The sequence below is a fragment of the Bacillus sp. ISL-57 genome (assembly GCF_018613135.1).
In the GTDB taxonomy this organism is placed as follows: domain Bacteria; phylum Bacillota; class Bacilli; order Bacillales; family DSM-1321; genus Peribacillus; species Peribacillus frigoritolerans.
In genome coordinates this window covers 1-19,416 of record NZ_JAGGQV010000039.1, presented here as the reverse complement: position 1 = coordinate 19,416, position 19,416 = coordinate 1, and the positions used below count along the sequence as shown (strand labels likewise).

Annotated in this window: 25 protein-coding genes and 1 pseudogene; 24 read left to right on the top strand and 2 right to left on the bottom strand. The window is 34.2% G+C overall.

Annotated elements, in window-relative coordinates:
- The first annotated feature begins 5 nt into the window (after positions 1 to 5).
- The 15 genes and pseudogenes from J7I90_RS26580 to J7I90_RS26510 all read left to right on the top strand — a co-directional run bounded on the left by J7I90_RS26580 (position 6) and on the right by J7I90_RS26510 (position 9,765).
- Positions 6 to 971: a carbohydrate kinase family protein gene (locus tag J7I90_RS26580; protein WP_214774834.1), complete on the top strand. Its 966-nt coding sequence runs from the start codon at positions 6 to 8 to the stop codon at positions 969 to 971.
- A 653-nt stretch (positions 972 to 1,624) separates the two neighbouring features.
- The gene (locus J7I90_RS26575; RefSeq protein WP_214774832.1) at positions 1,625 to 2,521 is read left to right on the top strand and encodes an Imm26 family immunity protein; all 897 of its coding nucleotides are present in this window, start codon (positions 1,625 to 1,627) and stop codon (positions 2,519 to 2,521) included.
- A 170-nt stretch (positions 2,522 to 2,691) separates the two neighbouring features.
- Positions 2,692 to 3,054, top strand: coding sequence for a hypothetical protein (locus tag J7I90_RS26570; protein WP_214774830.1), 363 nt, complete (start codon positions 2,692 to 2,694; stop codon positions 3,052 to 3,054).
- A 156-nt stretch (positions 3,055 to 3,210) separates the two neighbouring features.
- Positions 3,211 to 3,453 carry a hypothetical protein gene (locus J7I90_RS26565; RefSeq protein ID WP_214774828.1) on the top strand — a complete coding sequence of 81 codons (243 nt, stop codon included), beginning with the start codon at positions 3,211 to 3,213 and terminating at the stop codon, positions 3,451 to 3,453.
- Between the two features lie 42 nt (positions 3,454 to 3,495).
- A pseudogene (locus tag J7I90_RS26560) lies at positions 3,496 to 3,661 on the top strand (DUF2197 domain-containing protein).
- Between the two features lie 218 nt (positions 3,662 to 3,879).
- Complete coding sequence (locus J7I90_RS26555; RefSeq protein ID WP_170974058.1) at positions 3,880 to 4,248, top strand: DUF2750 domain-containing protein; 369 nt, start codon at positions 3,880 to 3,882, stop codon at positions 4,246 to 4,248.
- A gap of 326 nt (positions 4,249 to 4,574) precedes the next feature.
- Positions 4,575 to 5,486: a DUF4240 domain-containing protein gene (locus tag J7I90_RS26550; RefSeq protein ID WP_214774826.1), complete on the top strand. Its 912-nt coding sequence runs from the start codon at positions 4,575 to 4,577 to the stop codon at positions 5,484 to 5,486.
- Positions 5,487 to 5,663: 177 nt separating this feature from the next.
- A complete protein-coding gene (locus J7I90_RS26545; RefSeq protein WP_214774825.1) occupies positions 5,664 to 6,209 on the top strand; it encodes a hypothetical protein in 546 nt (181 codons plus the stop codon).
- Between the two features lie 245 nt (positions 6,210 to 6,454).
- On the top strand, positions 6,455 to 6,823 hold the full coding sequence (locus J7I90_RS26540; protein ID WP_048687544.1) for a VOC family protein: 369 nt from the start codon (positions 6,455 to 6,457) through the stop codon (positions 6,821 to 6,823).
- A gap of 285 nt (positions 6,824 to 7,108) precedes the next feature.
- Positions 7,109 to 7,588: an RNA polymerase sigma factor gene (locus J7I90_RS26535; protein ID WP_098186143.1), complete on the top strand. Its 480-nt coding sequence runs from the start codon at positions 7,109 to 7,111 to the stop codon at positions 7,586 to 7,588.
- Positions 7,589 to 7,590: 2 nt separating this feature from the next.
- Complete coding sequence (locus J7I90_RS26530; RefSeq protein ID WP_214774823.1) at positions 7,591 to 8,277, top strand: zf-HC2 domain-containing protein; 687 nt, start codon at positions 7,591 to 7,593, stop codon at positions 8,275 to 8,277.
- 181 nt (positions 8,278 to 8,458) lie between these two features.
- The gene (locus J7I90_RS26525; RefSeq protein ID WP_167555975.1) at positions 8,459 to 8,596 is read left to right on the top strand and encodes a hypothetical protein; all 138 of its coding nucleotides are present in this window, start codon (positions 8,459 to 8,461) and stop codon (positions 8,594 to 8,596) included.
- A gap of 131 nt (positions 8,597 to 8,727) precedes the next feature.
- Entirely contained in the window at positions 8,728 to 9,069 is a 342-nt protein-coding gene (locus J7I90_RS26520; protein WP_214774821.1) for a hypothetical protein, read from the top strand.
- Between the two features lie 197 nt (positions 9,070 to 9,266).
- On the top strand, positions 9,267 to 9,494 hold the full coding sequence (locus tag J7I90_RS26515; protein WP_214774819.1) for a DUF3953 domain-containing protein: 228 nt from the start codon (positions 9,267 to 9,269) through the stop codon (positions 9,492 to 9,494).
- Between the two features lie 94 nt (positions 9,495 to 9,588).
- Positions 9,589 to 9,765 (top strand): DUF4083 domain-containing protein, encoded by a 177-nt coding sequence (locus J7I90_RS26510; protein ID WP_214774817.1) that lies wholly within the window; start codon positions 9,589 to 9,591, stop codon positions 9,763 to 9,765.
- Positions 9,766 to 10,003: 238 nt separating this feature from the next.
- On the opposite strand, the gene blaI is transcribed toward J7I90_RS26510, so the two are convergent.
- Positions 10,004 to 10,384, bottom strand: coding sequence for a penicillinase repressor BlaI (gene blaI / locus J7I90_RS26505; RefSeq protein ID WP_214774815.1), 381 nt, complete (start codon positions 10,382 to 10,384; stop codon positions 10,004 to 10,006).
- Positions 10,365 to 12,176, bottom strand: a complete 1,812-nt coding sequence (locus J7I90_RS26500) for a BlaR1 family beta-lactam sensor/signal transducer (protein ID WP_214774813.1) — start codon at positions 12,174 to 12,176, stop codon at positions 10,365 to 10,367. Before J7I90_RS26500 ends, blaI begins: the two co-directional genes overlap by 20 nt.
- A 231-nt stretch (positions 12,177 to 12,407) precedes the next feature.
- Here J7I90_RS26500 and bla point away from each other — a divergent pair, with 231 nt between their 5' ends.
- The 9 genes from bla to J7I90_RS26455 all read left to right on the top strand — a co-directional run bounded on the left by bla (position 12,408) and on the right by J7I90_RS26455 (position 19,206).
- Positions 12,408 to 13,355 (top strand): class A beta-lactamase, encoded by a 948-nt coding sequence (bla, locus tag J7I90_RS26495; RefSeq protein WP_214774811.1) that lies wholly within the window; start codon positions 12,408 to 12,410, stop codon positions 13,353 to 13,355.
- A gap of 220 nt (positions 13,356 to 13,575) precedes the next feature.
- Positions 13,576 to 13,977 (top strand): DUF6157 family protein, encoded by a 402-nt coding sequence (locus tag J7I90_RS26490; protein WP_214774809.1) that lies wholly within the window; start codon positions 13,576 to 13,578, stop codon positions 13,975 to 13,977.
- 109 nt (positions 13,978 to 14,086) lie between these two features.
- The gene (locus J7I90_RS26485) at positions 14,087 to 14,494 is read left to right on the top strand and encodes a hypothetical protein (protein ID WP_214774807.1); all 408 of its coding nucleotides are present in this window, start codon (positions 14,087 to 14,089) and stop codon (positions 14,492 to 14,494) included.
- Positions 14,495 to 14,837: 343 nt separating this feature from the next.
- Positions 14,838 to 15,275 (top strand): VOC family protein, encoded by a 438-nt coding sequence (locus J7I90_RS26480; protein ID WP_214774805.1) that lies wholly within the window; start codon positions 14,838 to 14,840, stop codon positions 15,273 to 15,275.
- 128 nt (positions 15,276 to 15,403) lie between these two features.
- On the top strand, positions 15,404 to 15,616 hold the full coding sequence (locus J7I90_RS26475; RefSeq protein WP_214774803.1) for a hypothetical protein: 213 nt from the start codon (positions 15,404 to 15,406) through the stop codon (positions 15,614 to 15,616).
- A gap of 301 nt (positions 15,617 to 15,917) precedes the next feature.
- Positions 15,918 to 17,051, top strand: coding sequence for a zinc-dependent alcohol dehydrogenase (locus tag J7I90_RS26470; RefSeq protein ID WP_214774802.1), 1,134 nt, complete (start codon positions 15,918 to 15,920; stop codon positions 17,049 to 17,051).
- Positions 17,052 to 17,785: 734 nt separating this feature from the next.
- Complete coding sequence (locus J7I90_RS26465) at positions 17,786 to 17,938, top strand: hypothetical protein (RefSeq protein WP_214774799.1); 153 nt, start codon at positions 17,786 to 17,788, stop codon at positions 17,936 to 17,938.
- 159 nt (positions 17,939 to 18,097) lie between these two features.
- A complete protein-coding gene (locus J7I90_RS27620) occupies positions 18,098 to 18,355 on the top strand; it encodes a hypothetical protein (RefSeq protein ID WP_251025485.1) in 258 nt (85 codons plus the stop codon).
- A gap of 365 nt (positions 18,356 to 18,720) precedes the next feature.
- On the top strand, positions 18,721 to 19,206 hold the full coding sequence (locus tag J7I90_RS26455) for a GNAT family N-acetyltransferase (protein WP_214774796.1): 486 nt from the start codon (positions 18,721 to 18,723) through the stop codon (positions 19,204 to 19,206).
- Positions 19,207 to 19,416 lie beyond the last annotated feature (210 nt).

Below are 19,416 nucleotides of genomic sequence, written 5' to 3'. Positions count from 1 at the left end.
TGTAAATGAATAAAACAAACCGTGCAGTCATATGCGTTGGGGAGCTTTTGATCGATTTTTATTGTACAGATATTGATGTTAATTTAATGGAAGGTAATCATTTTCTAAAGAAAGCCGGGGGTGCACCAGCGAATGTCGCAGCTGCTATTTCAAAGCTAGGTGGGGAAGCGAGTCTTATTGGAAAAGTAGGAAATGACCCATTTGGATTATTTTTAATAGAAACGATAAAAGAGGTGGGGGTTGATACATCGATGATTGTTACTGATGATTTAGCACCAACTACTTTAGCATTTGTTTCTTTACAAGCAAATGGTGAAAGGGATTTTGTATTCAATAGAGGAGCGGATCGAAATTTAACAGAGGATAACTTATACCTAGATAGATTAAGTGTTGCAAAGATCATTCACTTTGGATCTGCAACTGCATTTCTGGAAAACCCTTTTAAAACAACTTATTTAAAGGCAATGGAATTTGCGCAAAATAGGGGGATATTTCTATCGTTTGACCCTAACTTCCGACATGATTTATGGAAAAATAGAGTGGCTGAATTTATTAGTTTAGCCAGAAAGGGTATATCAATGGCTGACTTTGTAAAAGTAAGCGAAGTAGAGCTTGAACTAATCACGGGAAAAATGGATAAATATGAAGGAATAGCAATGCTCCATCATTTAGGGGCAAAAATAGTGGCTGTTACCCTTGGATGGGAAGGAACTCTTCTTTCAAATGGAAGTGGAATGAGTGTAATAAACAGCGTCGAAGTAAATTCAATTGACTCAACTGGTGCTGGTGATGCATTTGTCGGTGCTGCTTTATTTCAATTTGCAAATCTTGAGTCCTATGACACAATTCTTAGTGATTTTAGTAAACTTAAAGAGATCATTCTCTTTGCAAATAAAGTAGGTGCCGTCGTGTGTACGAAGGTAGGAGCGATATCTTCTCTACCAAACGAAGAAGATATATATAAGATTTAGTCTACATCGTATTGTTTCGGATTGTGAAAAAATCGCGGTAAGAGATCTAGGTGCTTCGCGATTTTTAGAGGTATTCGATGTTCATTACAGATACAGTTCATCCTCCAAAAGCTTCTTCTATCAAAGAAATTCAAACAAGGACGTTGCTTGTATTTCATTCAGGTGTGCTTATCGTGAAAAGTTTGAACAATGGCTATACCGAGAGGATATGATTCCCAATAAGATAATGGAATATGGCACTATAGATGGAATCATCGGTTGTGTGCAGCTGGTCTGGGTATAAGTATGCTTCCACAAAGTGTGATTACAAAGCATATACAAAACGGAATCATTAGACAACATTCAATACCGAATCTATACGGAAAAGTCAAAACAGTATTCATTTACCGAAAAGGTAAGTATGTAACTGCGTTTTTAATTAAATTCATCAATATAAAATGTGATGAGGAGGAATTGTTAGATAATAAAAGGTTAATTTAAATGGAGTGATATTTCCTTCAATTTACAAAGATTGAGAAGGAATGTACTTTAACTAACGGTTGCGTTAGCTGAAGATCGGAGCTGTCTTTAAGGCAGCTTTTTCTTTATGGAACTAAAGGGGCAGTTCAGTTGAACAAGGATTATCTTATAAACAAAGCGAATATGTAAGAAATATGAGTTTAAAGCAGAAAGGATTGTTTTACTTGGAAGTCAAGATCGGGGTAATAACAATTTATTTTCCTAATGCTAGTTTGAGCGATTTTTTTATAAATGAAGACCTTGCAGAATTGTTCGGATTAGAAACCAGTCACGAAGCAGCTAAGTACATAAAGAAAACTCTAAAAGATAAAATGGAGTCGTCTTTTAAAAAATTAAAGATTGATTATGAAACTAACGGCATTTTTATAACGTCAATAAAAGGTGATGTGATGGTTGAGGCAGCAAACATAATTAATGAATTGATTGGTTTTGAAATCAACAAATCCGAATTAGCCAAGGTAAATGAGTTAGCAAAAAATTTTAAAAGACCTAAAAAACAAAAATGGGTTGTAGGGGGTATTTTTTTCATCCCATTAAGCAACAGTTCTTATAGCTTTGGTCAGATAATAAAAAAGAATGAACTTGGATTGCCGATTGGTTGTTTGTTCGAGTTGGTCTCTAATGAAATAGAAGAAATTGATAATATTATAAATAAAACTGTTGTTTCGATATTACCTATTTCCTCAGAATCCCTGGATAATCACACTTGGAAAATAATTGGAAACAAAAATGCTATTGTTCAGGTTGAAGAAGTAATCAAGGGGCAACCAAAAAATTATGTACGTCGAATAACACGTAAAACCTATTCAGATAGCTCTTTAAAAGAACTGGCAGAAGCTCTAAATGGAATAAGACCCTGGAATGAAAATGTAGACGTGAACTATTTCGATAAAATGCTAGTGCCATCTTATCAAAAACCAGACAACCTTTTATTTTTAACAAGGGAAGAAAAGATTAATCACTTTAAAAAACTTGGATACGATTTAAATCAGCTCGAAGCATCTTATACTAAAATACCTGATTGGTTTTGAATTATTATGTATTATTCGTTTATGACTGCAAGGGTTTAAGATCCAGCTGCCATACTTGGTGGCTTTTTCTTATAGAACTAACAGGGCAGGTTAGTTGAAAAAGGATTTTCATTTTCCTTTGCAGAAGGTAAGTAATGTATGTGCATTTCCTTATGAAAGAAGGTTGTATTATGGAGTTTTATCCTTCTGAAATTGATTTCATTTCTCTATTTGAATGTCTTCCAGTAAAGAAAGATGATGATGAACTGTTCAAATATAATGAATCATCCTTCAGGTTCAAGGTTAAAAAGTATAAATATGAGGTTATCGTTTGTCCGTTTTATAATCAATTTTGGTTATTAGTACAAGAGGGAAGTATGGTTATTGGAAGATATAACTTTCAAACGGTAAGTAAAATCGAAATACTTACCGATAAAGAGGATGAATCTTCTATACGGTTATTTTTAGATGATGATAGAGAAAGGTTTTTAATGATTGTAGAAATTACCTTCAAACCGAACTTTAAGATTGAAATAAAAGAAACGTTTGCTTGATTACATTTAAGAACCGGCGCCCTAACCGGTAGCCTTTTTATTGAACTAAGGACCAGAATTCCTATAATGAATGTTTTTAATGAACAAACGGGGCAGGTTAGTTTAAAAAGAATAATATAGTAATTCATTAGCAAGCTTAGTTGAAAGGATACGGAAGTGATTTATTTGATAGCTTTAAGGATTATTATTAACATTTTAGTAACAGCTTTATTGCTTTACATAACCGTTATTTTCTTGCCTGATTCATTGAACATAAATGAAACGGTTTCAAAATGGATTTTTATTATAATGTTATTTACGCTATTAACGATATCTAAAGAAAAAGGGTGGATTCAGCTCATTTCAATGTTTCTTGGTTTGGCAGTATTCATGTTATTCATTAATTTATTTGTATCATAAATATGAGCTCTCTTTTCCCATGTGTCACATAGGAGGATAACAATGATTTACTATGAGGTACTTTGTTATAGTTGTAAAAAAATATTCAGAGTATACGAAGGTTCACTAAAATATAAACAATTTAAGGTAAGAAAGAGTAGGACTTTTTTTTTGCGATGATTGTGGTCATAAAATACGCATTGAAGCAATCAAAAATTTCTTTAGATAGTTTTTTGGGGAGAGTCCTACTAATAGATTGTGAAGGATTGTACTTAAACTAACGGGTGCGTTAGCTGAAGATCGGAGCTGTCTTTAAGACAGCTTTTTCTTATGGAATTAAAGGAGCAGTTTATTTGAAGAATAAATGGTATAATTATCCTCAAAAAGAATAATAACTTTCTATTTTACTTGGTATTTTTTAATAATTATCGTAAAGGAATGACATATATGAAATTAATTAAACGATTTATTTTAAACCGTCCTGCTGAAAAGCGACTTGCATATTTTTATGGAATGGTTGCGACAGATGAACAGGTGTGGTTATTACGCGACGAAAATGGCGACTTATTACTATTGGATGATGATGATGGAGACTATCCATTTTTACTACCTGTTTGGCCAAGTCGAAGTTTTGCTGAAATGGAGTCTGCCAATATAGATAAATCATACGAAGCGTTCAACATACCACTTTTGAATTTTTTCGATTTACTAGTTGATATTGAAAATGACGGTGGTGCCACAGCGATTTTCCCAAATAAAAACGATACAACGATTCAAAAACGGGATGAAATAAAGGAAATGATTCGCAATTTATAGATACTCCCTCACATTAAATTGGAAAATTGTAATATTTATAAAATAAATAAAACTGCAATTAGACTAATAAAAGAGAATCCTATCATTAGTAGGTCCATTTCTTTAGTAGAAATTGATTTTGTTATTTTACTAACGGATGCTTTACTACATTAAATGGAGCTGATTAGCAGCTCCTTTTCTTATGCAACTATCGGGGCAGGTTAGTTCAACAAGGATTCCCCAATTAAATGGTGAAATATATACCTATGGATATACACATATCAAGATTCTTATAAATATTTGTTACTTCATATAATTCATCTTTTGTAAATCAGGAGGAAGAGTAATTGGAGAATCAAAAAAAGATAAAAAAACAAAAAGTATCAATTGGGGATGTATATGCGGTAAAACTCCCTGATGGGAGATATGGAGCATTAAGAATTGTTAACTGTGATCGAAACTCTTATCTTCTTGCTACCACCCCATATATAGGGGAGACCATCCCAATGATTGAAAATAATGTTTTAAGTAAAACTCTCCTGCAAAACCGTTTTTATTTTGAAAACGCCCCTGCAATTTGTTGGTTTGATGGTAAAATTCCTGGAATTTTTTTTTACATTGGGAACATTCAAGGGACTAAAAAAATGAGACTAAGTAATTATGGTGGCACCTGGGATGAAACAACAGGTATGGAAGCCTTTTATGAGTGGCGTTGGATCAATGACAGAGATAACTTTGAGAAAGAAATACTAGAGGAAGAGCGAAAGATTGAACAACTAATGGAAGAACCGCAGAAACCAAGGAAGATGATGACAGATGAATCCTTTTGGTACATAATATCTCTTCTAGATTGGGAGTCAGTTAATGATGAGGATGAAGTTATAGAAGTGGCTGTTAGAGAACTTGAGAAAATGGGAGTAAGGAATATTAAGCAATTTGAAGAAGCCATGTCCTACAAACTTTATTTATTAGACACAAAGGAACACGCAAAAAACATAGGCGAATATTCATACAGTAAAAACAAGGATGATTACTTCTCACCTGATGTGTTTTTATACCTTCGGTGTGAAGTAATTGCTAAAGGAGAAGGCTTTTTCAATGCGGTTCTAGAATACCCTGCACTTATGCCTAAGGAGAATACATTCGAACCATTGCTTTCCATAGCAACTGAAGCATATGAAAGGCTTACAGGAAAAGAGTTTCAGTATATCACTGGATGTGATTATGAGACTTTCTCAAATGTTGATGGTTGGAAATAATGTTGCAAGCTTCATCCAACGAGGGCGTTGCTAAAGATCGGAGCTGTCTTTAAGGCAGCTTGTTCCTTATGCAACTATCGGGTCAGATAGTTGAACAACTTTATAGGTAATAATGTATCTATATAATGGAATTACAAAAGAAGGACTATTTTTCTTTAACATGAGGAGAGAAGTAATGTGCGCTTAGCTACTGCATTAGATAATGAGGAATCTAAAGAAATAAGGAAATGGTTAGAACAATACATATTTCCAAACGATTTCCTTGAAGATAATTTTTTTAATACAAGTACAGTTTTATATTCGGTTGATTTGAATAATCACCTTACTCTTTTCCATTCAGTTGTTCATAATCTAAAACCTGCAAAATTTTCTCCAGAAGATTTAAATGAATCTTTATTAGAAGGATGTAGAATGTTTGGGATAAATGAGGGGTGTAATTATTTTAATGTTAATGTTCACGATAATATTTCAAGGGTAATTGAAAGCATTGGAACTTATAGTTTAAAGAGACAGGATAAAACATCTGTATTATTTCCATTGTATTACCTATTGACTGAAAACACAGCTGGTGAAGGCGGTACTTCTTATACTGGACTTATTGGTAAGGATAAAGAATGGATGTTATCAATTGAGTTCGAGAATGAGATAATTTTTAAAGTTCATGGTAATGAAAAATTTTGTAATTTTGTTAAAAAACTATTATTACAGAATAAAGAAACATGAATGTAACCATTATTATTCATCTATCAGGTGCTTTAGCTTTAGAGAGATGTCTTTAAGGCAGCTTTTTCTTATAGAACTATCGGGGCAGGTTAATTGAAGATGTAACTATAAGTATAAAACATTAACCATAAGAGATTCTTATGTATTTTTATAAATAATATAAAGTTTTATTTACTTTGGAAGTTTAGTATCCTTTAGTTAAAGGGGAAGTTTTTGGAAAAATTTGAATTCATAGGGGTGATAAAATGATTAAAGGATTACATCACGTTCAGATAACTATTCCAAAGGAGACTGAAGAAAAGGCTAAAAATTTCTATTGTGGTATTTTAGGTTTACAAGAAATCGAAAAACCCGAATCCCTTAAAGGACGAGGAGGATTTTGGTTAAAAGTCGGTGATAAAGATGTACATATAGGAACAGAAGATGATTTTGATAGATTGAAAACTAAAGCACATATTGCTTACGAAGTAGAAGACATCTCATATTGGAAAAATAGATTAACAAAAGAGAATATACAAATACTTGATGGTGTTCCAATTCCAAATTTTGAACGATTTGAATTTAGAGACCCATTTGGTAATAGGGTAGAAATGATTCAAAATTTGAACTTATAAGTTCTTTTTTGAAACATAGAGTACAATACAAGGCCTTATAGAACTAACATGTGCGTTAGCTGAAGATCAGAGCTGTCTTTAAGGCAGCTCTTTTCTTATGGCACTAACGGGGCAGGTTAGTTAAACAAGTATTATAAATTTTTATGATAGTAAAGCAGGTAACTTTGGTATTGTATTTTGCTAATATATAGTTGATTTAAAAGCAGACTAACGAGCTGCTATTTTTTTGATTTTTTGTAACGAAATCTTTCTATCATAGTCTTACATATGAAAGGAGGTAGAAGATTGACAGAATTTGAGAGTATATACAATCAATACTTTCGGGAGGTTTATTTATTTGTTCTAAAATTAAGCCGTAATGAAAAGATTGCAGAAGAAATAACACAAGAAACGTTTTTTAAGGCTTTAAAAGGTATAGATAAATTTCAAGGGTATTGCAAAATAAATGTATGGCTTTGCCAAATTGCAAAAAATACATATTTCACCTATCTCAATAAACAAAAAAGATACGATACAGAAGAGATAGAAGATATAACCGGCGAAAATATAATCGAAACGTTGATTTTAAAAAAGGAAGAAACTTTCCGTATTCATAAAGTTTTGCATTCCTTAGACGAACCTTATAAAGAGGTATTTACACTTAGAATATTTGGTGAACTTTCCTTTAAACAAATAAGTGAACTATTTGAGAGGACGGAGAGTTGGGCGAGAGTCACATTTTACCGAGGTAAACAAAAAATACAAGAAATGTTAAGGGAGGAATGAAATTGAGAAAAGTATCTTGTGAAATAATTAAAGATATGCTTCCGTTGTATTACGACAGTGTATGTAGTGATGATAGCAAAAGAATGGTAGAGGAACATCTATCAGTGTGTAATAACTGCAAAGTGGAATTAAAAAAAATTCAAGATGAAATTCATATTCCAGAAAAAAGTATTATTGAAAATAGAACGGATAGTAATGTCATAAAAAATATATCTACTTCGTGGAAAAGATTACGGTTAAAGTCTTTTATTAAAGGTGGAATAATAACTGCATTATTAATAGGCATAATCATTTTAGGATATGTTGGCTTGTTTAAATGGGAAATCAACAGTGTTTCTACAGATGTAGTGAAAATTAGGGATATAAGTGAAATGGAGGATGGTAAAATCGTATATTATGCGGATATAAACGATGGATATAGTTTAAATACAATAAAATACGATATGGATAGCGAAGGGAATTTTTATATGACTCCACTACGCCCCTTAATAAAGAAAGAAGCACAGCCTCCATACGGATTAGAAAAAGGGTATGATTTTATAGATATTAAAGTACAAGAAGAATTTCGTGGTAAGGAAATAAAGAGAATTTATTATGGTACGCCAAAGGATAAAATTTTAATTTGGGAAAAGGGAATGGAATTGCCAAAGGCAAGTGAAGAAGTAGAGAAATACTTTGGATTTGAATAGAATAGAATTTGTCTTTTTTTTATTCAACTAAAGGGTGCGTTAGCTGAAGATCGGAGCTGTCTATAAGGCAGCTTTTTCTTTATGCAACTAAAGGGGCAGGATAGTTGCATAACAGACCTGGGGAATATAGGATATTAATGTTATACTCTTAAACATAAACTGAATTCATCGGAGGAGAAATATGGAATTATTTGTTGGAATAGCTCTTATACTTATTGTATTTTTTTCTTCAAGTATTATTGAAAAAAGATTAAAGAATATAGAAAAACAAAACAATCGTGTAATAGAAATTTTAGAAGAAATTAGAGATAAGAAATAAACGTTCTTTAACTAACAGTTTTCTCCTATGGTAGTAAAGGGGCAGTTTAGTTGAATAAGAAAACATTAAATTAGAGAATAGAAGGTGATGAGGATAGTAATTAATTACTATTGATAATAGGGGATGTATATATGAATTGGAACTGGAATGAAACCACTATAGATTTTCCATTCTCGTCCGAAAACTTAAAGAACTTGTTAAATACCGTTTGCAGAAAAGAAAACAGATTTTCACAATTTGAGTTTATTAAGTGGTGTGATAACCTCACAATGGCTTTTGAGGAAGCTGAAGCTGAAGCATCTAATGAACTTGGTGAAATAGCTTTTGGGATAGCACGAGATATTGAATGTCAATGGGATTTATTTTTGGTAAATACATACTCATTAAAAGAATTGCAGAATTTAGACCTCTCAAAAGTAAAGTTACCTCAAGATTGGTTTAAAGAGTGGTTAAAGCAATTAAATGAGGAATAAAAGGTAACTCCTTATTCTACTAACGGGTGCGTTAGCTGAAGATCAGAGCTGTCTTTATGGCAGCTTTTTCTTTATGCAACTAAAGGGACAGGTTAGTTGAATGAGGAATTCCATTTTCCACACAAATGAAAAGGTGTTAAATGGTATGATTAAATAAAAAATTGTACAGAACTTGATTTTTAGGGGGAAATATATTCTTGAAAATAGTTAGAATTATTTTAGCAATAATTGTTCTTGCTTTATCAGCTTATCAGCTAATAACTGAAACCTTTGTAATGCCGTATTTAATGTTGATCGTGGGGGCACTTATGTTGGTAACAGGATTAGTCGAACTTCAAAAAGATAGAAAAGGAGGATTTTTGGGGTGCGTAGTTGTCTCAATATTTCTTTTCTTTGTTTCAATACAGGGTTTCTTATTGAACTAACGGGGCAGGTTAGTTCCATAAGGGAAGTGTTAAAGAACTGTGTAGTAAAAAATATGGTACACTAACACCAGTGATTGTAAAGGTAGGAATTAATATGAATATTGGCGATATGTTATATCAACTAGTTTTCCTTATTTTAATATTTGGAATATTTTCTGGTGTATTTTTTCTTGTTCGTTCTCTCGTTACTAAACAACCAAGCAAGTCAGAAAATATCGAACAAAAGCTTGATAGAATTATTGATTTACTAGAAAAGGATAAGAAAAATTAATCTTTTTCTCTTTTGGCATTAATCCTTACTACACTATTTATTTCAACTCTACAATAAGTCTTAATGAACTACGGGTACGTTAGCTGAAAATCGGAGCTGTCTATAAGGCAGCTTTTTCTTTATGGAACTAACGGGTTGCTGAGCAAGAAAGCGATAATTACTTGAGAAACCCCCGCTATTTCAATTTCGACCGAAAAAAGCGATTTGGAAAAATTCCAAATCGACTTTTTTAATAGGATTACTTTTTAGGTTTTTTATTTAAAATGGTGCGCAGTTCATTGATATCATCATCAGATAGGGTATCTTCGTGAATGAATTGGACAAGCATGGATTTCATGGTCCCTCCATAGATACGTTTGATAAATGATTCGGTCTCGGCACGCTGGCACTCTTCCTGTGAATAAAGCGGGTAAAAGGTGTAAACTCTTTGATCTTTATTGACACCTACTACATCTTTTTGAACCAATCGATCGAGAAGGGTTCGTATGGTTTTCGGTTTCCAATCGGAACTTTCCTGTAAGGAAAGTATGATGTCATTCGCTGTTTGAGGGGCTTTATCCCAAAGTACGTTCATGATTTCCCATTCTGATTCTGATATACTAGGAATGTTTTTCTCCATATTTCTCCCCTTCATTTTCATTATAGATTCCTAAATCTTTTAAAATTGATAAAGTGATTTCTCCCGCTTTGCTTCCGGATGAATCATCTTCATTTTGTATATTGGTAGCAAAGAAATAAGTGTTGTTCTTCGTCTCTACATACCCGATAAACCAACCATTGATGTTTTTTCCATTCACTGCTCCTGTGCCTGTTTTTCCTGATAGGCGAGCTTCTTCATTCTTTTCTAAGAGTAGTGCGTCCTTCACGGCTTGGATATGCCTTTCCTTATATCCGAATTGATTGTTATAAAAGGCTTGCAGCAGTTGGACTTGCTCGACTGGAGAAATTTTTAATGAGGATTCGTTCCAGAATTCACTGAATTCCCCAGATACATCGGAATTCCCATAGTTTATCTCTTGTAGATTGGATTGAATTGTTTCAAATCCTGTTCGACGATCTAATTCTTGGAAATACCAGTTTACAGATTTTTGTAATGCAGATGAGACATCCTGATCCATATTCCAAGCTTCATAGGGTTGCTTCGTCCCATCCCATGAAAGTTTCGATTCTTCGGGTGATATCACATTTGCTTCTAGAGCAAATAAGGCACTATAGATTTTGTATGTGGAATCAGGTGATATCCGTAAAGTGCTTTTCTCTTCATTATAAATGCGATATTGCTGTGCGTTATGATCATATAAAACAAAGCTTCCTTCATACCCTTTAAAGAATTGCTGTAAATCCTCATAAACTACTCCGTCATTTTTAAAATAGTATCGGTCATTTTCCGTCGCAAATGCGGAAACGAAAGGTAATTGGATTGTCAAAATGATACTGGCCAACACATAAATGAAGACGCTTTTTCTTAATGATTTTTTTGCGGAATGACTATAGGCGGAAATTTGTTCAATTCGTTTTTTGATTTGAAGCTTCGAACCGTTTAATTGTGTCACCAACTGCAGATTACTTGACCGTTTTGAGAGATCCAAAAAATTAATGATCGTATTTCCATATTCACTAATGGAATGATCATCCAGTAACTGTAAAACAGATGTATCACATGCGATTTCCCGATCCAATCTCATTTCTCTAAAAGCAAGCCAAACAAGGGGATTAAACCAATATATGATTTGATAGAACAATATCACGTAATTTGTCAGCAAATCCTTGTTTTTATAGTGATTCAGTTCATGAAGAAAGATATACTCGTAATTTTTCAAGCTAAGCCAGTTTTCATGCTGGGAAGGTAAGACGATATATGTTTGAAAAAGCCCGAATATCATTGGAGATTGGACTCTATTCGAAATAACAATCTCTATTGGTTTTTTTATATGCAGTCTTTTCTTGCATTCTTCGAAAAGCACGAGAACTTCTTGATTGGAAAACGGAGAAGAATAATTCTTTATCCTTCTGATTGTGAGCCATCCACGAACCATAGTAAAGGTAAATAAAAGCATCCCTGACAACCATAAACCCATCACTCCCTTATTAAGTAAGGACAGGTCCGGCCGATTGACCGATACAGAAAAGTCTTGTATGAGGTGCAGGCCCTGCATCATATCAGTCCCGTTTTTTTCCATATTAGAGCTGGGTGCATTAATTTGATTTATGTCCCCGCTGCTAAAGAGAGAACTAAAATTATATAAATCAGTAGGTATGAAAGGAAGTGCTAAAGCCATAAAAAGAAACATCCACAAATGATAGTGCCATTTTGCTGTTAATTGTCTTCCAAACCATTTTCGTATAAGCAGGATAACAGTAACGGAAAATGAAGACACCAATAAACCTATTATAAAGTAGGTTAAAAACATGTCCTTCAATACCACCTCTCTTGACTTTTAAATTAACAAAAACAGGTATATAGCAAATTTATAGTGGCTTGATGGTAAAAAAATAAAGAATTGACTTTCTTTGATTACATATGTAATACTATACTACAGATGTAATCGGACTACAAACGTAATCTGTTAAAACTCCTTGCATGAGGTTGTTTTTTCAATTCGTACATAAGAGTCTAATCAAATAATTAGGGGGTTTATATGATGAACAAAAGATGGTTTTATCAAATACTGGCACCAATGGGCTTGGTGCTTATGGTTACAGGCTGCTCAGATGAGGAAAAACAGGTTGTACAACAATCGGGAACAGAACAAACCGGGGGAACTAACCAAACGTCGGAGACTATTACGGCAAAAGAAGCCACAATCAAGAAATTTGAACAACTTGAGAAGGAATATGATGCAAAGCTTGGGGTCTATGCCATTGATACAGGAACGAAAGAAACCGTGGAATTTCATGAGAACGAACGATTTGCGTTTACATCTACTCATAAGGCTCTGGCAGTAGGAGCACTTTTACAACAGAAATCAATAGAGGACCTTAATCAAAGAATTACCTATACAAGTGAGGATCTTGTTAATTATAATCCGATTACCGAAAAGCATGTTGATACGGGGATGACCCTTAAGGAGCTTGCTGATGCTTCGCTTCGATACAGTGACAATACTGCTGGAAACCTTATCCTTGAACAACTGGGGGGACCGGCTGGATTTAAAAAAGCACTGGAGGGAATTGGAGATAATGTTACCAACCCTGAGCGAATCGAGCCAGATTTAAATGTAGTTAATCCTGGTGAAACGCATGATACGAGTACACCACTAGCACTTGCTACTAGTCTTCAGGCTTTTACATTGGGAGATGCACTTCCAACTGAGAAACGTGAACTTTTAATAGATTGGATGAAGAGAAATACTACTGGAGATGCGTTAATTCGTGCTGGAGTGCCGAAAGGTTGGGAAGTGGCTGATAAGACTGGAGCGGGATCATATGGTACGCGAAATGACATTGCGATCATTTGGCCATCAAAAGGAGATCCCATTGTTCTTGCTGTACTTTCAAGTCGTGATGAAAAAGAGGCTGATTATAACGACGAGCTTATTGCCGAGGCAACAGAAGAAGTGATTAAGGCCCTTAAAGTCAAAGTGAAATAGAAAATGATTGTACTAAAAAAGGTTACGTTAAGTAGCCTTTTTTTAGTAGATTAATTCCTATAATGATCGTTATGGTGACCCTTCTTCAACTCCCATTAATGAACGATCTGTATTGCTATGAAGACATAATGAAGCGACGCTTTTTTTATAGAGTTAAAGGGGCAGGAGAGTGGAGGAAAATAATGGTATGATATGGTATGTAGACTAATGAGGTTGTTATATGAGTTATAAGAACACACTTATTACCATTTCAGGGGATTCAAAAGTTTCTTCGGCAAAGGTCCCTGTCATCAAAAACGGAAAACCGACCATTGCTTATATTGAACATGATTTGATTAACAATAACCCCTATAAATTTACACAAGAAGATGTCCAATTCAAAACATATTTAATCAAAAATCAAATGGAAGCGGAAAATGCAGCTGAACTTCGAGAACAGTTCTTTTCAAAATCCAAGGCGTGTTTCAGGGCTTCTCCTTTAGTGAAAAATTATGGTTGGGGAATTCATTATAATAATCAAGGGAAAATTGCGATATATGATGTTAACAGTGAAATGTATAACCATTTGCTTAAGCAAGATGACATTACAAAACTTAAAGGCATGCGCTCCAAAAGAAAATGACGCAACCAAAACATGTTTGAAGCAAAGAAGGTATAGTCATTTTTAATCATTTTAATAATCAGTTTGTTCTGATATTATAAAATGGATAAAGATGGGAGGGGAAAATAACATGAAAAACTTATTTGCAATCTTAAGTACCTTTGTGTTAGTCCTGGTAGGTGGAATGGTATTAGGCAATTCTTCTGCACAAGCAAGTGTTCCACAGTATTCTTTTCAAACAGAAGATGGAAAATGGGATGGTGAAATTGGAAATCCTAACAGAGGTAGTGACTTACAGGTAGAACTGGTTTCCCCAATCTATTTAAAGACTTCTTCTGGAAGTAAGTTGTTGACTAATTATAGTAACATATGGTCCCGTCTCTGCAATGCCAGTACTGGAAAGTGCACAGGCTATCATAGCTTAGCTGGTGGAAAGACCTTATTCACAGATATGAGAGTTGGCAAATTTTATGTGGATGTTAAAGATGGATACTCTTCTGGAAGAGTATCTGGAAAACTGCAAATTGTTTTCAAATAACATGTAATACTGGCTACCCACTCGGGTAGTTTTTTTCATGAAAAAAATCGGGATTGGACTGGTAAGGCTTTTGTGGATTGTTTGGGGGCAATATTACAAAAAGGTACACTTTATACTGAGTGCACCTTTTTCTTTTACGATAAAAATTTGACTAAAAGTGACGGGTGCTTTACTTCATTATAAGAGCTGATCAGAAGCTCTTTTTCTTATGGCACTAACGGGGCAGGATATTGAAGAGTGCTCTTTGCCTTTATTCAACAAGAAGGTTATTTTCTGTTTTTAGAGAATTAGAATGAAAGAATACAGGATATTGCAAAATAACAGGAACGAAGGAGGTAGAAATATGAAGATCCACAGAATAGATCATGTAGGCGTAATCGTAAATGATCTCTCTGCTGCTAAAGAGTTTTTTCTCGATTTTGGACTTGAAGTGCAAGGGGAATGGGAAATGGAAGGAGATTTGATGGATCGGATGAGTGGGCTTAATGACGTTAAAGTAGCATGTGTAGGATTGGGGAAGCCAGAAGGTCAGGCATGGGTAGAGCTAATTAAATTTTATACGCCGTCAGATGAAAAAGATAGTCAGCAACCTTTTGCAAATACCCTGGGCATCCGGCATATTGCATTTGCTGTTGAAGATATTGAAGCTCTTGTTGCCAAATTGAAAAAGAAAGGTACGGAAATCTTTAGTGAGATACAACAATATGAAGATAGTTATAAGTTATGCTACTGTCGTGGACCAGAGGGAATTATTTTAGAGTTGGCGGAGAAAATCAAATAAATTAAGGGTAATTAATGTTGCTGGTGGTACCCATAAAGGATTAACGGGTGCATTAGCTCCGTAAGAGGCCTGTAAATGGTATAATTAAACATATCCTAAGGAGGTAGATTAAATTTAAGAAAATCCTTATGTTATTTGGAGTCACTTTTATTGGTCTTTTTTCTTTCCAATCTGATTTAGCAAATGCGCCAGTACCAGTAGATGAAGAAGTTATTCTGTTACCTGGAAGTGAAACATTAGTTGAAGAAGACATGGAAACAGCCAAAAAACAAAGAGAAAAAGCGATGCAAGACTTGGCAGATCACCCGGAATTGTTTCAATTTGCAACTGAAATTGAATGAATGAATAAGGACTTCTTTATTGCAAAGGGGTTCTTTTTCTTGTTCATTACTCTTGTTGAACTATAGAGGCAGGTAAGTTTAGTTCAGTAAGGGTTATAATTATTTCCCCGAATTAATTCACGCTATATACACCTATAACTATTTCGAAAGCTAGCACCATTACTTCGTGGTCAAAACGGTTCAGCCCCTTTAACTTACATAAAACAATTACGCTAAGGTTGAATAAGTATATTATTTACTTTCTTTGTTGACCATAGTCAAGAGTGTTAACAGTATTAGAATTTAGGAGGGCCCTACATTTATGAAGGCTGTAACTTATCAAGGACCAAATCATGTACAGGTTAACCAAGTAGAGGATGCAAAATTAGAAAAAAAAGACGATATTATAGTTAAGATTACTTCTACTGCTATTTGCGGATCTGATTTGCATTTATATCAAGGTAACATGCCATTACCCCCAGGATATATTATTGGCCACGAACCGATGGGTATTGTAGAAGAAGTTGGACCTGAAGTGACAAAAGTAAAAAAGGGAGACCGTGTTGTCGTTCCCTTTAATGTTTCATGCGGACATTGCTTTTATTGCCAACATGAAATGGAAAGCCAATGCGATAACTCAAACCCTCATTATGATTCTGGCGGATACTTTGGTTATACTGAGAAGTTCGGTAACCATCCAGGTGGTCAGGCTGAATATTTGAAAGTCCCTTTTGGAAACTTCACTCCCTTTGTTATCCCCGAGTCATGCGAATTGGAGGATGAGTCACTGCTCTTTTTATCGGATGTTCTGCCAACAGCTTATTGGAGTGTGAAAAATGCAGGTGTAAAATCAGGCGATACAGTTATTGTTCTCGGATGCGGACCTGTTGGATTGATGGTACAAAAATTTGCCTGGATGGAAGGTGCAAAGCGTGTAATAGCAGTTGATTACTTGGATTACCGAATCAATCATGCGAAAAAGATGAACAATGTTGAAGTATTTGAGTTCACAAAACACCCTGATATGGGGGAACATTTAAAAGAGATCACACATGGTGGGGCAGATGTCGTCATCGATTGTGTTGGTATGGATGGTAAGAAATCACCCCTGGAGTTTCTGGAACAAAAATTGAAACTGCAGGGCGGAACCCTTGGGCCTATTCAAATATCTACTAAAGCTGTCCGAAAGTATGGGACAGTGCAAATGACAGGTGTTTACGGAGGTAACTATAATCTATTTCCATTAGGTGCATTTTGGGTTAGAAATATTAATCTTAGAATGGGACAGGCTCCAGTCATTCATTTTATGCCGGAATTGTTTAAAAAAATAACAAATAACGAATTTGACCCAAGAGATATTATCACTCACAAAATGTCTCTTGAAGAAGCAAGTCATGGTTATCGAATTTTTAATAATCGTGAGGATGAATGTATAAAAGTCGTTTTAAAACCGTAATGCTCTTCTCTTTCCAAAAAGACTTCATACTGTGTATGGAAGTCTTTTTGTCTGTGAATTTTTTTGTAGTAATTCGACTGGTAATTTGGATAGGCATAGTATGGAAGTCTAATCACATCTTTGACATTGGCAGGAATCATTCATCATTAGGTATATCAATCTTAACTAGGTGCAAATAAAGTAGGTTGCTGCTACAACTCTTTTTCTTAATGAACTATCGGGGCAGGATAGTTGAATAACGAATATGGTTTTTTCTGGTAAAGTAAACTTAAGGAACCTACCTACAATATGAAATTTGATTATAAAAAGAGAAAGATTCAAATGGAATATAGGGACAAATTGCAGCAAAAAAAAAGAATGAAAAATTCACACTCGGCAATTATTTGTACTGTATCTTCACTAGGAATAATACTCCCTTACTTTAAGATTATCGATAATACATACATCAGTAAAGATATACCTATTTCTCAAAAAACCCTCTAATTTATAGGGTTTTTTTGTTTTCACAGTGTTGTCAACTCTAAAAGTTTTAACTAACGGGTGCTTTACTTCAAGAAGAGAGTTGCTTTGGCAGCTCTTTTTGTTATGGAACTATCGGGGCAGAATAATTAAACAAAGATTGAGACCCTTGCTGATGGATTAATATATGAAGTAAAGGAGTGTCAAACTATTTATTGCAACAAGAAAATTGGATTATAATTTAGATAAATATTAAGTTATTGGGAGTTAGACAGATGAAAAATAAAAAAAGAAAAAAAGAAAGGCAGAACGGCTTTTTTAAAGAAATCCTAATTGAGCTTAGGGATTCAATCTTATTTGAAGTCGCTTGGAACATCTTAATGTTTATACCAAGAATGATGATTCGCTTAATAAAGAACATTTGGTGAAGTGGTTAGTCAGAATAGAGCTAACGGTGCTTTAGCTGAATCAGAGCTGTCTTAAAGGCAGCTCTTACTTTATGGAACTAACGGGGCAGGTTAGTGTAAGAAGGAAATTTCGGGAAGTTAGCGAATTATGCAATAACATGAAACTAAAGGTGAATTATTATGACAACCAGTGATTTGCAATATCGACGTTCAGGATTAAGAGTCAGATGTGAAAAGGATGTTAATCCATCAGTAAGACGGACTTGCTTAAGCTTTGCTGTTTGGTTACGTACATATATGGAATTTCCGATAAGGGTTGTTATATACCTAAAAACGGATTATCAACTTAAAACCAGAGATACAAAAGAACTGGCGAGTGCTACCTTTTTTGCACCTTATGATAAAACTGTTGAACCTTACATAAGAATTGCAACATGAGATTATGAAGAATTAGTTTCAGAAAGAGGAAAAAATGATGCTTTATGGACAATTTTACGCAGCATGGCTCATGAGATAATTCATTATCAACAATGGCTAGAAGATAAGGAAATGGATGGGAAAGAAGCAGAAAATGGAAGCGAAGAATTATTAGATAGTTATTATGAATTTTTGTAATTAGAAATATTTGTTGAACTAACGGGTACGTTAGCTAAAGATCGGGGCTGTCTTTTAAGGCAGCTCTTTTCTTATGGAACTAACGGGGCAGGATAGTTCTTTAAGAAAAAACTTCCATTTTCGAGTTGAACTATAAATAAGGTATTTTAAAATCAAGCATATCGTGCATAAGGAATGGGGGAATTAGCTTGTTTTCATTTCGTAACATTGACCTATCAAGAGACACTGAAACCATTATTAAGTTTAGAAGAGATTCGTACAGTATTAGTTTTGGTGATGAGAGTTTAATCGGAGATAATGACAGTTATTTAAAGAAGATTACTGAAAGGCTTATAAAATTTCCTGGTGGGCTTGTTATTGTTGAAATAGATGGTAAACAAGTAGGGCAAGTTGAGTTGCAGATTAAACAATTTGAGAATAAAGAGATTGGATATGTTAATCTATTTTACTTAATCTCAGAATATCGTGGAAAAGGATTCGGGGTTAAACTAATTGAATTTGCAGAACGTTTCTTTCGAGAATATGGTGTTAATGCATACCAATTAAGGGTATCCCACACAAACAAAAGGGCAATAAATTTTTATCGAAAAAATGGATTTGATGTATTAAAAATAGAAGATGAAGATACTGTTCCGAGATTTAGAATGCATAAATTATTATCTACATCTTCTTAAACTAACGGGTGCGTTAGTAGAAGATCAGAGCTGTCTTTAGGGCAGCTTTTTCTTATGGACTAAAGGGGCAGTTAGTTCAATAAGAGTATGTAAAGATTAGTAAAAAAGGACGTTTGGTAATATTCTTCCAAACGTCTTTTATTTAATAGCTTTAACTTTAAAGGTAAGGAACGATTCTCCTTTAAGTTAAGATGATTAAATGGTGGTTGC

Excerpts from the sequence above, each read along its gene's own strand:
- J7I90_RS26580 (WP_214774834.1), top strand. The coding sequence starts at position 6 with ATGAATAAAACAAACCGTGCAGTCATATGCGTTGGGGAGCTTTTGATC.
- J7I90_RS26575 (WP_214774832.1), top strand. The coding sequence starts at position 1,625 with ATGAGTTTAAAGCAGAAAGGATTGTTTTACTTGGAAGTCAAGATCGGG.
- J7I90_RS26570 (WP_214774830.1), top strand. The coding sequence starts at position 2,692 with ATGGAGTTTTATCCTTCTGAAATTGATTTCATTTCTCTATTTGAATGT.
- J7I90_RS26555 (WP_170974058.1), top strand. The coding sequence starts at position 3,880 with ATGAAATTAATTAAACGATTTATTTTAAACCGTCCTGCTGAAAAGCGA.
- J7I90_RS26540 (WP_048687544.1), top strand. The coding sequence starts at position 6,455 with ATGATTAAAGGATTACATCACGTTCAGATAACTATTCCAAAGGAGACT.
- J7I90_RS26525 (WP_167555975.1), top strand. The coding sequence starts at position 8,459 with ATGGAATTATTTGTTGGAATAGCTCTTATACTTATTGTATTTTTTTCT.
- J7I90_RS26520 (WP_214774821.1), top strand. The coding sequence starts at position 8,728 with ATGAATTGGAACTGGAATGAAACCACTATAGATTTTCCATTCTCGTCC.
- J7I90_RS26510 (WP_214774817.1), top strand. The coding sequence starts at position 9,589 with ATGAATATTGGCGATATGTTATATCAACTAGTTTTCCTTATTTTAATA.
- blaI (WP_214774815.1), bottom strand. The coding sequence starts at position 10,384 with ATGGAGAAAAACATTCCTAGTATATCAGAATCAGAATGGGAAATCATG.
- J7I90_RS26500 (WP_214774813.1), bottom strand. The coding sequence starts at position 12,176 with ATGTTTTTAACCTACTTTATAATAGGTTTATTGGTGTCTTCATTTTCC.
- bla (WP_214774811.1), top strand. The coding sequence starts at position 12,408 with ATGAACAAAAGATGGTTTTATCAAATACTGGCACCAATGGGCTTGGTG.
- J7I90_RS26490 (WP_214774809.1), top strand. The coding sequence starts at position 13,576 with ATGAGTTATAAGAACACACTTATTACCATTTCAGGGGATTCAAAAGTT.
- J7I90_RS26485 (WP_214774807.1), top strand. The coding sequence starts at position 14,087 with ATGAAAAACTTATTTGCAATCTTAAGTACCTTTGTGTTAGTCCTGGTA.
- J7I90_RS26480 (WP_214774805.1), top strand. The coding sequence starts at position 14,838 with ATGAAGATCCACAGAATAGATCATGTAGGCGTAATCGTAAATGATCTC.
- J7I90_RS26475 (WP_214774803.1), top strand. The coding sequence starts at position 15,404 with ATGTTATTTGGAGTCACTTTTATTGGTCTTTTTTCTTTCCAATCTGAT.
- J7I90_RS26470 (WP_214774802.1), top strand. The coding sequence starts at position 15,918 with ATGAAGGCTGTAACTTATCAAGGACCAAATCATGTACAGGTTAACCAA.
- J7I90_RS26465 (WP_214774799.1), top strand. The coding sequence starts at position 17,786 with ATGAAAAATAAAAAAAGAAAAAAAGAAAGGCAGAACGGCTTTTTTAAA.
- J7I90_RS27620 (WP_251025485.1), top strand. The coding sequence starts at position 18,098 with ATGACAACCAGTGATTTGCAATATCGACGTTCAGGATTAAGAGTCAGA.